The organism is Metabacillus niabensis (genome assembly GCF_020524345.1).
Taxonomy (GTDB): Bacteria; Bacillota; Bacilli; order Bacillales; family Bacillaceae; genus Metabacillus; species Metabacillus niabensis_B.
This window is the reverse complement of the sequence record NZ_JAIVLH010000016.1, coordinates 119,516-133,787: the sequence shown is the minus strand read 5'-3', so window position 1 is coordinate 133,787 and position 14,272 is coordinate 119,516. Positions and strand designations below refer to the sequence as shown.

Genomic DNA, 14,272 nt, shown 5'->3' with positions numbered 1-14,272 from the left:
TTGCAAGTCATTGAACTAAGGTAAATTTACCTCTTGGATAAAATAAAAAACCAAGGATTTCTCCTTGGCTCTCTTTATCAATCATGAAAATTTGTACCATCTGTTGTTGCTTTAATAATACCTGCGCGGATTACGAAGTCCCCAAAGTGCTCGTTTTCTTTACGCTCTTTTGCATAGCGTGGAAGAATTGTACCAAGCTCTTTCAAAATTTCTTCTTCTCCGATGTTTTCACGGTACATTTTGCTTAAACGTGTTCCGTCATGCGCTGCACCTAAATACATATTGTATTTACCAGGGGCTTTTCCGATAAATCCGATTTCGCCTAACGCATGGCGTGCACATCCGTTTGGACAGCCTGTCATACGGATCGTAATCTCTTTATCATTAAGACCGTTTTGATCAACAATTTCATCGATTTTATCGATAAGTGTTGGTAGATAACGTTCTGCTTCTGCCATCGCTAAACCACATGTTGGTAACGCCACACATGCAAGAGCGCTGCGGCGTAATGCAGAGTAATGCTTACCATCGGTTAGACCATATTTTTCAATAATCTCATCGATTTTTTTCTTTTTCTGTGTTGATACATTTCCGATGATTAGATTTTGGTTCGCTGTTAAACGGAAATCGCCTTTGTGAATTTTCGCGATTTCTCTTATTCCAGTCATCAGTTTGTAGTTTTCATAGTCTGTTACACGGCCACCTTCAATGAATAATGTGAAATTCCATTTTCCTTTCACACCTTTTACCCAACCATAGCGATCACCGTTATGGTCAAAGTTGAATGGTTTTGCTTCATCAAGACTCCAGCCAAGACGATTATGAAGTTCTTCTACAACATTTTCCAATCCTAATCGATCAACAGTATATTTGAAGCGGGCATTTTTACGAGATGAACGATTTCCGTAATCACGTTGAATGGTGATAACTTTTTCTGCAACATCATAGATTTGTTCCGGTTTACAGAAGCCGATTACTTTTGCAAGCTGTGGATATGTCGCCTTATCACCATGTGACATCCCCATTCCGCCACCAATTGCTACGTTAAAACCAACAAGCTTGTCGTTTTCAACAATCGCGATTAAGCCTAAGTCTTGAGAAAATACATCGACATCGTTTGACGGTGGTACAGCAATCCCAATTTTAAACTTACGTGGTAAATAAAGCGGGCCATACATTGGCTCAACTTCTTCAATATCTGGTGTACCTGCTACTCTTTCTTCATCAAGCCATATTTCATGGTAAGCTCTTGTGCGAGGAAGTAAATCATCACTTAGCTTTTTAGACCATTGGTACACTTCTTCATGGACAGTTGATTGATAAGGATTTGCGACACACATTACATTACGGTTAACATCTCCACAAGCAGCAATCGTATCCATTAATGATGCATGAATGCCTTGAATTGTTGGCTTCATATTCCATTTTAGAATACCATGCATTTGGAATGTCATACGAGTTGTAAGCTTTAGTGTTCCATTTCCGTATTTATTTGCAAGATCATCCATTACAAGCCATTGATCAGGTGTTGCAACTCCGCCCGGTAATCGAACACGCAGCATAAATTGATAAGCTGGCTCTAATTTTTGCTTCTGACGTTCATTACGAAGGTCACGATCATCCTGCAAATAGCTTCCGTGGTGCTTCATCAGGCGGTTATCATCATCAGAAATCCCAGCGCTTAGTCGCTCAAGCATGGATTCTTTAAGCGTACCGCGCAAGTAGTCACTTTCTTCTTTAATACGTTCAACATCACTTGGAGCGCCTTCTGGTGCTTTTAATATTTGGTTCGCCATGTTCTAGAAAAACTCCTTTCAATCAAAGATCAATATACATCGCGCTGATAGCGTTTCGTTTGCTGCATGTCGGCAAGGTAGTTTTCCGCTTTTTCACGGCTTAACCCGCCTTCTTCTTCTATAATATCGATAAGGGTCTGATGTACATCATGTGCCATATGCTTTTCATCACCACAGATGTAAACAACCGCACCTTGTTCAAGCCATTCGAATAGTTCCTTGCTGTGCTCCTTCATACGATGTTGCACATAAACTTTTTCTTCTGTATCACGGGAGAACGCAACATCCATTTTCGTTAGGACGCCATCTTTTAACCATTTTTGCCATTCTGTCTGATAAAGGAAATCTGTCACAAAATGCTGATCTCCAAAGAACATCCATGACTTTCCTTCCGCACCGATCTCTTCACGCTCCTGCATAAAGGAACGGAAAGGTGCAACACCTGTACCAGGTCCTACCATGATAATCGGTGTGTCCGGATTTTCCGGAAGCTTAAAGTTTTGGTTATGTTGAATATAGACCGGTAATGTATCACCTGGCTGCAAGCGTTCTGCAGTTAAAATGGATGCCACACCATTTCGTTTACGGCCATGAGCTTCATAACGAACTGCACCAATCGTTAAATGAACTTCTTCCGGGTTTGCTACTAGACTGCTAGAAATAGAGTACAAACGGGAAGGCATTTTACGTAAAATCGCAACAAAATCCTGTGCCGAAACATTCCACGGTCCAAAATCACGAAGTAAATCTATTAAATCACGTCCGTCGATATACGTTTTTAAGTCATTGATTTTTTCCGGAGCAACAAGAGCTTTTAATTCTTCATTTGAAGAAAGCTGTGCTGCTTTTTCAATTAAAGGCTTTGTCAGTACGGTAATTTCGAGTTTTTTGCTTAATGCTTCTTTCAGCGTTATCTCTTCTTTATTAACAGTTACTGTTTGATTTCCATCCCATTTTGTTGTTTCTAACACTAGCTCAACAAGCGCAGGATCATTCTCCGGATACACACCAAGGCTGTCACCAGGCTCATAAGTTAGTCCGGAACCTTCAAGAGATAACTCTACATGACGTGTTTCTTTATTAGAACCACGACCATTTAAATTAAGGTTTTCAAGAACTTCTGCTTTAAAAGGATTTGTACGGGAATACGCTGATTCAACAGCAGGTGCTGCAGCAACAGCTGATGCTGATTCAACACTTGCAGACTGCACTTCACTTAATCCTGCATACACTCCTTCAATCCATTCTGCAGCAGGCTCATCAAAATCAAGATCACAGTCAATACGCGGGTATAAACGAGTGCCTCCAAGATCTTCTAAACGTTGATCAAATTCTTTTCCTGTTTGACAGAAAAACTCATATGAGCTATCACCAAGTGATAACACCGAGAAGCGAAGATCATCCAGCTTCGGAGCACGCTTTCCATGTAAAAACTCATGGAATGATAAGGCATTATCCGGTGGATCTCCCTCTCCATGTGTACTCACCACAATAAGAAGATTCTCAACCTTTTTTAAATTATTCGGTTTGAAATCACTCATTGATGATACAGTCACTTTATAACCGCGCTCTTCGAGTGTTTTTCCTGACTTGTCAGCGAGACTCTGGGCATTACCTGTTTGTGAACCATAAAGAATTGTAACATCTTTTGATACCGGCTTTACATTAGCTTGAGCAACTGCTCCTGCTACCGGTGCCTCGGGACCAGCCGGAACACTAGCAGAACCAGACTGAGTAGCAGCTAAATATCCGCTCAACCAGACTTTTTGAGAATCTGTCAAAGTTGGCAGAAGACGATTAAGGAGCTCTGCTTGCTCCTGATTAAACGGGCTGTTCATTACCTGAAGTTGCAACAAAATCCACCTCACAAAGAAATATACTTATACAAATTATTACATAATTCCTAGTTTCCATCATTTTTTGCTCACATACAAGTAAAAAATATAATTCATTTTAACACAACTCATTATTCCTATCAATAAAGTTGGAATTAATTGTGTAAAGAATTAAAAAGTTTTTGTCAAATTTAACATTCTCTTATCTTGGTAAGGTCATATTTTCGTCCTTTATTCTCTCCTACATGAGGTAAATTCGTTGATTTTAGTAATCGTTTTGCTTTCTCTGGTTCGAATTTCATTTAAATACATCTAAATACATCTCAATCAGCAATTTCAGAGATATATCGGCGAATAGCCGAGTCTATCAGCGGGCAAACAACCACTGCCAATTAAAAAGCCCTCTAATAGCAATCTGGCTATTAGAGGACTCCAACTCATCCTTCTATGTCCCTTTTTCGATACCCGATAAATCCGATGATCATAAAAACAACTGAAATACAAGTTAGTAAAGTAATGGAAACATAGTTTATTTCCTCCACAGGAAGCTGTGGAACATGACCGAATGGTGAGAGATTTCCCATCCATTCTGGAAATTGAAGCAATTCACCTAAATAAACAACAAAGAAGGAATAGCCTAAATACAACCATGCAAATCCGGAGAATCGGGGAATAACACCAATTACGAATACACCCAAACCTGTCATCAACCATATTGCTGGCAAATAAACGATCGCCGCTTTACATAATAAACTAAAAGAAATAGGCTCTTGCATAACACTTGCCGCTGCAGCCCATAATCCAATTGTCGCTAAACATAACATGACAAATCCCATTAATATGGAAAGAAATAAGTAACTCCCTAGCAGTTTATACCGGGATACTGCGCGAGTTAATAAATGTTCAGTCCGGTTTTGTTTTTCTTCCCCCTTTAGTTTAAAGAGAAATATTAAAGCAGGTACTGTGCTTATCATCGAAATAACGGCCATTAGCATAGAAACAAATTGTTCTGTCAAGGTTAAGCCTTCAACCGGTGTTAACATTTGACTCACCATCTCATTACTTGAAAAAAATAATTCTAAATCTCCAAATACTGAGCCGTAGGAAACACCTAAGATAAACATTCCAATCGCCCATGTCATAATAGATGTTCGTTGAATTCTAAATGCCAAACCAAGCGAACTTTGCAATAATCGTGATGCATGCTTTCGACCTGGTCTAGCTGAAATAAATCCTGCGCCCACATCACGAATCGTATTTAAATAATATGCTAAGATAATAAGAATAATGGAAAACAAGATCGTTAATCCAATCGGCCACCAATAATTGTTTACATATACTTCGGTTTTCAATCCCCAACCTAACGGTGAAAACCAAGAGATTGTTTCATTGCTCACATCACCGATTGCACGAATTAAATAAGATATTCCTAATACCGTAAAGGACAGACCTATTGTTCCTCTAGCATTTGATGATACTTGTGCAAAAAACGCTGTAACAGCACTAAAGAAAATACCTGTTGTCCCGAGAACGACTCCATATAATAGCGAGCCTTCAAGATCCATACTACCGATATGCAAGCTATACAAGCCAAATCCAATGATGATTGCTAGTAAACTATTCATTGTTAGTAACACAATTATTGTTGCACTTAAAGATGAAAGGCGTCCAACAGGCAGGGAACGGATTAATTCCAGTCTCCCTTCTTCTTCATCTGTCCGTGTATGTCTTGTCACAAGTAAAATGCTCATGATGGCGACAACAATTGCGGTAAATAGTAACATTTGATGAGCCATCATAGGTCCCTCTGTATAATGATCCAGCCCATACCCTGGTCCTACCATTGCGGTCATTGCCGGGTTTTTCATCGTTTCTGCGATTGCCTGTCTTTCTTCCTCTGATTTGTAAAGGCCTGTGAAGGCTGTTGCTGTGACAATTGTGATGAAAGAAAGTACGATAATCCAGATTGGAAAACGGATGCGGTCCCTTCTTATTAGAAAGCGGGTCATTGTTCCGGTTTCACTATAAAACTGTTTCCACATGAAGATCTACCTCCCGCTCTCAAGTTTCATCATAATGACGCATAAACAAGTCTTCTAATGTTGGTGGTGTACTTTCTAATTTATCGAGACCAAATCCGGAAATATAACGGATTACCTCATCAAGATCCTTTCCATCTACTTGAAAAGAAAATTCCCGATCATTGCCGACTATTTCATGAACACCCTGTATTGCTTCGAGTCCTAAAAGAGGCTGCTTTGTTTGAATAACTAAATTTGTTCTTGTAAGGTGACGAAGCTCATCTAATGTTCCAGTTTCAATAATCTCACCTCGTCTAATGATCCCGACTCGATCACAAAGTCTTTCAACCTCTGATAATATATGACTTGAAAGAAGCACACTTTTTCCATTCCTCTTTGCTTCTAATACACATTCTTGAAACACCTTTTCCATTAAAGGATCAAGACCGGATGTAGGTTCATCTAATATAAAGAGATCAGCATCAGTTGAAAAGGCTGCAATTAACGCTACTTTTTGACGGTTTCCCTTAGAATAGGTACGACACTTTTTCGTAGGATCTAAATTAAACCGCTGAATCAATTCATCTCTGCGATTTTTATCCGCCGATGTACCTCGTAGCCTCATGAACAAATCAATCACCTCACCACCCGTTAAGTTTGGCCAAAGATTCACATCACCAGGCACATAAGATAAATGCTTATGGATTTCTACCGCATCCTTCCACGCGTCCTTACCAAAGATCTTCACTTCTCCGCCAGATGCTTTTAAAATCCCTAAAAATATCCGTATTGTAGTAGATTTCCCAGCTCCATTTGGGCCAATAAAACCATACACTTCCCCTTGGTTTACTTCAAGATTTACATGATTCAAAGCTGTAAATTTCCCAAATTTCTTTGATACATTAACTGCTTTAAGGATTGACATTATTCTCCCCCTTTTATAAGTTTTGAAATATTTTAACTTATATATTTCATAATATACAAATATTTGATCGTTTTCAAGATATTTTGAACTCATTCATTTGTGATATTTCATATTTTTGATTAAACTAAGAATGAGGTGAAGTAATTTGGACGGGTTTCAACGACGAAAAGAACAAAAGAAACAAAACATTTTAAAAGCAGCATTGCAATTATTTATGGATTTTGGGGTTCAAAAAGTAGCCATTTCAGATATTGCGAAAAAAGCAAATGTTTCGCAAGTAACGATATACAATTATTTTGAAAGCAAACACAATCTTGTAAAAGAAGTCTTTCTCTACTATGTCAATAAGGCAACCAATCAATTTGAACAGGTTATTCATAGTGACATACCATTCCCAGAAAAAATTAAAACACTTATTTTTAACAAGAAAGAAGTTGCTAGTTCAATTAATGAGGAGTTTTATCAGTATTTAATGAAGGAATTCTCCACTGAAGGAAATTATATAGAGAAAATATATGCAGAAAAGGCTGTACCTTATCTTCAACTTTTACTTAAAGAAGGAAAAGAGCAAGGATATATTAATAAGGAGTTATCAGAAGAGGCCATGTTATTATATATATACATGCTTAAGGATTATATACAGAGGGAAGAGGTTTATCAGAAGATCCTGCCGCTTACAGAGGATATAACGAACATATTTTTCTATGGAATCATGGGAAAAGAACGGGAAAAATGAAATAGGAGCATGGAAAAATTTCATGCTCCCTTTTCAATCAACGATTAACAACTCGTTCAATATGCACCGTTAAATATAATTTCTCATCATTCGTTAATTCATAATCAAACTGTCTTTTTACATAGTCATTTATTTTTTCCGTACATTCAAAAGCATCTTTATGTTTGTTTTTTACAGCTTCAAACAAGAAGTCATCATCACTTTCCATGTATGTTTGACTGTAAAGCCTTTGTGCGAAAAATTTTAAATGAGTAACAAAACGGAAAAAGTTTAGTGATTCTTCATTAAATTCAAGGCCAAAGTGATATTTAACGATTTTAAGGATGTCTTGCATTGTTTTTGTTATATTTACGATATTCGGCATTTCTTCGTTTAACTCAGCATTTACAATATGCATCGCAATAAAACCTGCTTCATCGTCTGGAAGAGTGACCTCGAGCTTTTCCTTAATCATGCATAATGCCTCTAACCCGATAGAAAATTCATCTTTGTATAATTTCTTGATCTCCCACAATAAGGCATTTTTAATATCAAGACCTTTTTTATTCCTTTCAATTGCAAAGTTGATATGGTCAGTTAATGAAATGTATATACTATCATTTAGTTCTCTTCCAAGCTTTCTTTTTGCTAGTTTTATGATTTCTTCTGCTACTTCCATTAATTCTAGTGACACTTCATAGAGAAGACTTTTAAATCGTTCTGATATATCATTGTTTTTCAAGGTAAATACCTTTTCTATTTTTTCTTCCTCTATTTCATCACCGGGCTTTTTTTGAAAAGCAAGACCCTTACCCATGATGACAAGTTCTGTATTTTCTTCATTATAAGCACTTACGACATTATTGTTATAAACCTTTTCTATTTTCATACGATCACCTAAATCATGTTTTATGGCGTTCATTTGAGGACATTAAAAAAACAGTATTTCTCTTATAATCTCTTTATATTACAGTGTATTATACGGCAAAACACATTCATTTTCATCTACTAGTTACTCTGGGTAAAAGCTTATAGGACAAAGGCTGTTTTATAATAAGAGAAGAAGGAAAGCTCCATAAGTGGGCTTTCCTTGGTGATTCTTTTAGAAGTCTTCCCCATTTGTTGCAATTACATTTTTGTACCAGTCAAAGCTTTTCTTTTTATAGCGTTTATTCGTTCCTTTTCCTTCACTATCGCGATCTACGTAGATGAAACCGTATCGTTTTCTAAGCTCTGCAGTTGATGCACTTACAAGGTCAATTGGTCCCCATGATGTGTAACCCATAATTTCAACACCATCACCGATCGCATTTTTCATTTCACGAATATGGGCATCAAGGTATTCAATACGATAATCATCTTGAATTGAGCCGTCTTCTTCGACTTTATCAACAGCACCAAGTCCATTTTCAACGATGAAAAGTGGTTTTTGATAACGATCATACAGTTGGTTACAAACAGTTCTTAGTCCTACTGGGTCAATTTGCCAGCCCCATTCTGATGCTTCTAAGTACGGGTTTTTCACACCAGCTAAAAGGTTTCCTGCTGTTTTTTCATCTTGATGCTCAGGAGCTGTGCTAGCAACAAATGACATGTAATAGCTAAAACCAATGTAGTCAACCGTGTTATTTTGAAGCAGCTCTAAATCACCATCCGCCATTTCGATTTGAATGTTGTTATCTTTAAAGTAATTCAACATATAAAGTGGATAGTACCCTCTTGATTGAACATCTGAGAAAAATAATGTTTTACGGTCTTGAGTGAGTGCTGCAAACATATCCTCCGGTTTAGATGTATAAGGATACGTTACCATTGAAGCAATCATACAGCCAATTTGTGATCCGGGAATGATTTCATGTCCGGCTTTAACTGCAAGTGCACTTGCTAAAAATTGATGATGTGCCGCTTGATAAATATCTTGTTCATTTTTTTGACCGTCTTCAAATAACAGTCCTCCACCCGTAAATGGTGCATGTAACAGGACATTAATTTCATTAAAAGTCATATAATATTTTACTTTGTCTTTAAAACGTGTAAAGATTGTTTTTGCTAAACGTTCGTAGAACTCCACTAATTTGCGATTTTTCCATCCTCCATAGTTTTTCACTAAGCCTAATGGCATTTCATAATGAGAAATTGTAAGAACTGGTTCTATATTATGCTTTAGTAACTCATCAATCATATTGTCATAAAATTGAAGCCCTTTTTCGTTTGGCTCAACTTCATCACCATTCGGAAATAATCTTGTCCAAGAGATGGAGAAACGAAATGCTTTAAATCCCATTTCTGCAAATAATGCAATATCTTCTTTATATTTATGATAGAAATCAATTGCGTCGTGGTATAGGTTAAATTGTTCCATCGAGAAATCCGGCGGACTCATGATTCCATTTGGAGAAACATCAGCTGTTGAAAGACCTTTGCCATCCTCTTGATAAGCACCTTCTAATTGGTTTGCAGCAACTGCTCCTCCCCATAAAAATCCTTCTGGAAATTTTCTTGTGTTTGTATTCATACGTATCACCTTTCAATCCTTTTATAGTCAAAAAATTAGAGTACTTCCCCATTCGTTTCGATTACTTGTTTATACCAATTAAAGCTTTTCTTTTTATATCTGGTAAGTGTACCTTGTCCATCATTTTCTTTATCAACATATATATAACCATAACGTTTTTTCATTTCACCACTTGATGCACTTACAATATCAATCGGACCCCAGCTTGTGTAGCCAATGATTTCTACACCATCTTTAATGGCTTCAGACATTTCTTTCACATGCTTTTTTAAGTATTCAATACGGTAGTCGTCATTTACTTCTCCGTCTGATGACAGTTGATCAACAGCCCCTAATCCATTTTCTACAACAAATAATGGTTTTTGGTAGCGATCATATAATTGATTTGCTGTAATTCGGAATCCCTTCGGATCAATCGTCCAACCCCACTCTGATTTTTCCAGGTAAGGATTCTCAATTGAGCCAAATACATTTCCTGCTGTCATATTATTGATTTCCGGATCAGTACTCGTCGCCCTGCTTGCATAATAGCTAAAGCCAATATAGTCGACAGTATAGTTTTTCAAGAGCTCTTCGTCTCCATCTTCCATGTCAATCGTTAGGTTATGATCTTTAAAAAATCTTTTTGCATATCCTGGATATTCCCCGCGTGATTGTACATCAATGAAGAAAAATGACTCGCGGTCTTTATCCATCGCATCCCACACATCTTCCGGATTACATGTATATGGGTATGTCATCCCTGCCGCAAGCATACAACCGATTTTTGCATCCGGACTAATTTGATGACAAGCTTTAACAGCAAGTGCACTAGCAACCAACTGATGATGTGCCGCTTGGTACTGAATTTGTTTTTTATTGTCACCTTCTTTGAAAACAAGTCCTGCGCCTACAAATGGTAAATGTAGGAGCATATTAATTTCATTAAATGTCATCCAGTACTTCACTTTGTCTTTGTAACGTTTAAAAAGTGTTGTAGCATATGTTTCAAATAATGAAACAAGCTTACGATTTCTCCAACTTCCATAGGTTTTAACTAAGTGAACTGGTACATCAAAATGTGCAATTGTCACAACTGGTTCAATGTTGTATTTTAATAGTTCATCGAATAGTTCGTCATAAAACTTTAGGCCAGCCTCATTTGGCTGATGGTCATCTCCATTCGGAAAAATACGTGCCCAAGATACCGAAACGCGTAAAGCCTTGAACCCCATTTCTGCAAACAAAGCAATGTCCTCTTTATAGCGATGATAAAAGTCAATCGCTTCATGGGATGGGTAAAATTCACCTTCAAGCGGCTGAAAAGAAGGAAGATTTCCAAACATTATATCCCAACGTTTTTCACCAGTAGGAAGTAAATCAACTGTTGTTAATCCTTTACCATCTTCAAGATAGGCACCTTCAGACTGATTTGCAGCTATGGCACCGCCCCATAAAAATCCTTTTGGAAATGTCATTTGATACTCTCCTTTCAATTGAAGGAGGAAAGAAAACAACTCTTCCCTCCAATAGTTATTACTTAGAGCTAATTTTGAACAGTTGATCGTCAAAACTAATTTGTTTTTCACTTGTTTTTTGCAAGGTAAAATCCTTATAGTTCGTTACGACAACTGGAGTTGTAACCGGCAATCCTTCTGCTTTAATTTGTTTAATATCAAATTCAATTAATAATTGTCCTTTTTCTACACGTGCACCTTGGCTTGTGTGAACTGAGAAGTGTTTCCCGCCAAGTTTCACTGTATCCATGCCAATGTGGATTAAAATCTCTGCGCCTTGATCTGTTTTGATCCCAATCGCATGGTTAGTTGGGAAAAGTGCTGAAACTGTACCTGTAGCTGGTGCGAAAAGCTTTCCTTCAATAGGTTCAATTGCCACACCATCACCAAGTGCTCCAGATGCAAACGCTTCATCTTTAATGTCAGACAAATTCAACACTTCACCTTTTAATGGGCTTGTGATTTCTTCTCCTGCAGCAGTTGAAGTAGTTGTTGCTGCAGCTTCGTTTTTTGCAGTTTCAGTTGCTTCGCTTTTTCTTTTACCCATTCCAAATAAATACGTAAGAATGAAACCTAAGCCAAATGCTACAATGAATGAAATGATAGCTCCCCATAAACCGAATGTAATTCCATCAGTTGGGCTAATAAATGACGGGACTGAAAATACTCCCATACCGCCAATGATATAAAGCTGGGAGCCGGCAGCTCCAATAATTCCTCCACCTACAGCTGCACCGATACAGCTTATAATGAATGGCTTTTTAAGCGGTAATGTAACACCGTAAATTGCGGGCTCTGTTACACCGAAGATTCCTGAAATAAATGCTGGAATACTTAACGTTTTTAATTTCTGTTGCTTTGTTTTAATATAAACAGCTAGTACCGCACCAATTTGTGCAAATGAAGCCGCCATAGTTGTAGCTAAAACCGGATCTTGCCCCATTGTTGTAACATTATTAATAGCAATTGGTACAAGGCCCCAATGAAGACCAAAAATAACTAATACTTGCCATAGACCTCCAACAAGAATTCCTGCAATGATTGGACTTAAGTTATAGATAAAGAGAGTTCCCTGTCCAAGTAAGCTTCCCGCCCAAGTTGAGATTGGACCAATAATGATAAATGTGAGTGGTACAACAATTAATAACGTAAACATAGGTACAATGAATGCTTTTACAACATCCGGAATCATTTTTCTTAAACGCTTTTCAACAACAGCCGCGAAATATGCTGATAGAATAATTGGAATGACAGATGATGCATAACTCATTAAGATAACTGGTACACCTAAAAATGTAATATAAATTGGTGATTCAAACATCGTGCCTGCAAATAATGTATAAAGTGGTTCACCTGCTGTTAATCCTGATAGTGTCGGATAAACGAGTGACCCTCCAATGGCCATCCCGATGAAAGGGCTTCCTCCAAACTTTTTAATAGCTGTATAACCTAAGAAGATAGGGAAGAAGTAGAAAAGTGAGTCACCTATTGCATTTAAAATTTGATATGTTCCTGAAGTTGACTCAAGCCAACCCATCGCAATAAAAAGTGCGTTAAACCCTTTGATCATCCCTGTAGCAGCTAATACGCCAAGAACAGGTGTAAAGATGCTTGAAATAATATCAATGAAACTTGCTTTTTGTTTTTCACCATCATCATCAACAGGATCCTGTGCTTGTAATCCACTTACCTCCAGAACAGCTTTATATACATCTGGCACATGGTTCCCAATAACAACTTGATATTGTCCGCCACTCTTCATGACCGTTACAACATCATCCATATTTTTCAAAACTTCTGTATTTGCTTTTGATTCATCTTTTAATTTAAAGCGTAATCTAGTTATACAATGAACGATACTGGAAACGTTTTCTTTTCCGCCGACATTTGAAATAATATCTTTAGCCAACTGCTCGTATTTCATAAGTTGTCCCTTCTTTCACGAAGTTTTTAAACAAATAAAAAACCTGAGCCAAATAGACCACACGTATTGCTTATCGCGATATCGCAATTATTGTGTATCTATTCAGTCCAGGTTATGCCCACTTAAGGTAACATTCCTCTAACGGAATATTTATTATTTATTTGTTATATGTAATTTATCATGGCACTAGAATAATGTCAACGCTTTCTATTTATTTTTTTGCATTTTTCTAGACTTTTGTACTAGATTACTAATCTATCTGCTTTCTTAGGATAGAAAAAGGAGGCTAGATGTGTCTCTACCCTCTTTTTCAATTCCATCATATTTAATTTACTTGCTTGCTACCTTCATTTCTATACGAAGTATCTGCAATTTTCTCAACCTGTAATTGACCATTTTCATAGCTTACAACTGAAACACTACAGTTTTCATGTACTTGGAATTCCTTGCTTTTTGTTACTTGGATGATATAATTCCCGATCGTGACTCCGTGTGAAAAAATTAGAATATTCCCACCCTCTGATGCATGTTTCTCAACGATTTCTTTTACAGCTTCTTCCGTTCTAGTAAAAAGCTGTGCATAAGTTTCTCCTTCAGGGGCACATGCATTTACATCAAGACTAAATAATTTATCAAGTGCATCTCCATATAAGCTAGGAATTTCATCCTCAAGCAATGCTTCCAAAACACCAAAATTCATTTCCTTGAGTCTCTTATCTATGATTAATGGTATGTTCCTTTCACCAATCGCATACTTTGCTGTGTCCTGAACACGTTGGCTGTCACTTGAGTAAGCGGCAATAAACGGAATATCTGCTAACCCCTTACCAACAGATTTCGCCTGTGAAATCCCTTTTTCAGTTAGTGGTGAATCACAGAAACCCTGCATACGTCTTTCAACATTATATTGAGTTTCTCCATGGCGAACAAAATAAAGTGTTACTTTGTTTTCTCTAGTCACAATGAACACGTCCTTTTCTATATGTCTAATTGGCATTTTAGCATAACTTCACAAATATTCTAACTAAAGCTTTCCAACTAAAAG

At 37.3% G+C, this 14,272-nt stretch carries 10 protein-coding genes; 1 reads left to right on the top strand and 9 read right to left on the bottom strand.

Annotation, left to right across the window (positions count from 1 at the left end):
- Nucleotides 1–77 precede the first annotated feature (77 nt).
- The 4 genes from cysI to LC095_RS17840 form a co-directional block, all read right to left on the bottom strand.
- Nucleotides 78–1,796: an assimilatory sulfite reductase (NADPH) hemoprotein subunit gene (cysI, locus tag LC095_RS17855; protein WP_226529429.1), complete on the bottom strand. Its 1,719-nt coding sequence runs from the start codon at nt 1,794–1,796 to the stop codon at nt 78–80.
- A gap of 29 nt (nt 1,797–1,825) precedes the next feature.
- Nucleotides 1,826–3,649, bottom strand: a complete 1,824-nt coding sequence (locus LC095_RS17850; protein ID WP_226529428.1) for an assimilatory sulfite reductase (NADPH) flavoprotein subunit — start codon at nt 3,647–3,649, stop codon at nt 1,826–1,828.
- Between the two features lie 419 nt (nt 3,650–4,068).
- Nucleotides 4,069–5,673, bottom strand: coding sequence for an ABC transporter permease (locus LC095_RS17845; RefSeq protein ID WP_226529427.1), 1,605 nt, complete (start codon nt 5,671–5,673; stop codon nt 4,069–4,071).
- A gap of 19 nt (nt 5,674–5,692) precedes the next feature.
- The gene (locus tag LC095_RS17840) at nt 5,693–6,577 is read right to left on the bottom strand and encodes an ABC transporter ATP-binding protein (protein WP_226529426.1); all 885 of its coding nucleotides are present in this window, start codon (nt 6,575–6,577) and stop codon (nt 5,693–5,695) included.
- A 145-nt stretch (nt 6,578–6,722) separates the two neighbouring features.
- On the opposite strand from LC095_RS17840, the gene LC095_RS17835 reads away from it, so the two are divergent.
- Nucleotides 6,723–7,313 carry a TetR/AcrR family transcriptional regulator gene (locus LC095_RS17835; protein WP_226529425.1) on the top strand — a complete coding sequence of 197 codons (591 nt, stop codon included), beginning with the start codon at nt 6,723–6,725 and terminating at the stop codon, nt 7,311–7,313.
- Nucleotides 7,314–7,350: 37 nt separating this feature from the next.
- Here LC095_RS17835 and licT read toward each other — a convergent pair whose 3' ends face one another.
- From licT to LC095_RS17810, 5 genes are all read right to left on the bottom strand, one after another.
- Nucleotides 7,351–8,181, bottom strand: coding sequence for a BglG family transcription antiterminator LicT (gene licT / locus LC095_RS17830; RefSeq protein WP_226529455.1), 831 nt, complete (start codon nt 8,179–8,181; stop codon nt 7,351–7,353).
- Nucleotides 8,182–8,394: 213 nt separating this feature from the next.
- Nucleotides 8,395–9,807, bottom strand: coding sequence for a glycoside hydrolase family 1 protein (locus LC095_RS17825; RefSeq protein ID WP_226529424.1), 1,413 nt, complete (start codon nt 9,805–9,807; stop codon nt 8,395–8,397).
- A 35-nt stretch (nt 9,808–9,842) separates the two neighbouring features.
- Entirely contained in the window at nt 9,843–11,264 is a 1,422-nt protein-coding gene (ascB, locus tag LC095_RS17820) for a 6-phospho-beta-glucosidase (RefSeq protein WP_226529423.1), read from the bottom strand.
- A 58-nt stretch (nt 11,265–11,322) separates the two neighbouring features.
- Nucleotides 11,323–13,227, bottom strand: a complete 1,905-nt coding sequence (locus tag LC095_RS17815; protein WP_226529422.1) for a beta-glucoside-specific PTS transporter subunit IIABC — start codon at nt 13,225–13,227, stop codon at nt 11,323–11,325.
- A gap of 325 nt (nt 13,228–13,552) precedes the next feature.
- On the bottom strand, nt 13,553–14,188 hold the full coding sequence (locus LC095_RS17810; RefSeq protein WP_226529421.1) for a histidine phosphatase family protein: 636 nt from the start codon (nt 14,186–14,188) through the stop codon (nt 13,553–13,555).
- Nucleotides 14,189–14,272: the final 84 nt, after the last annotated feature.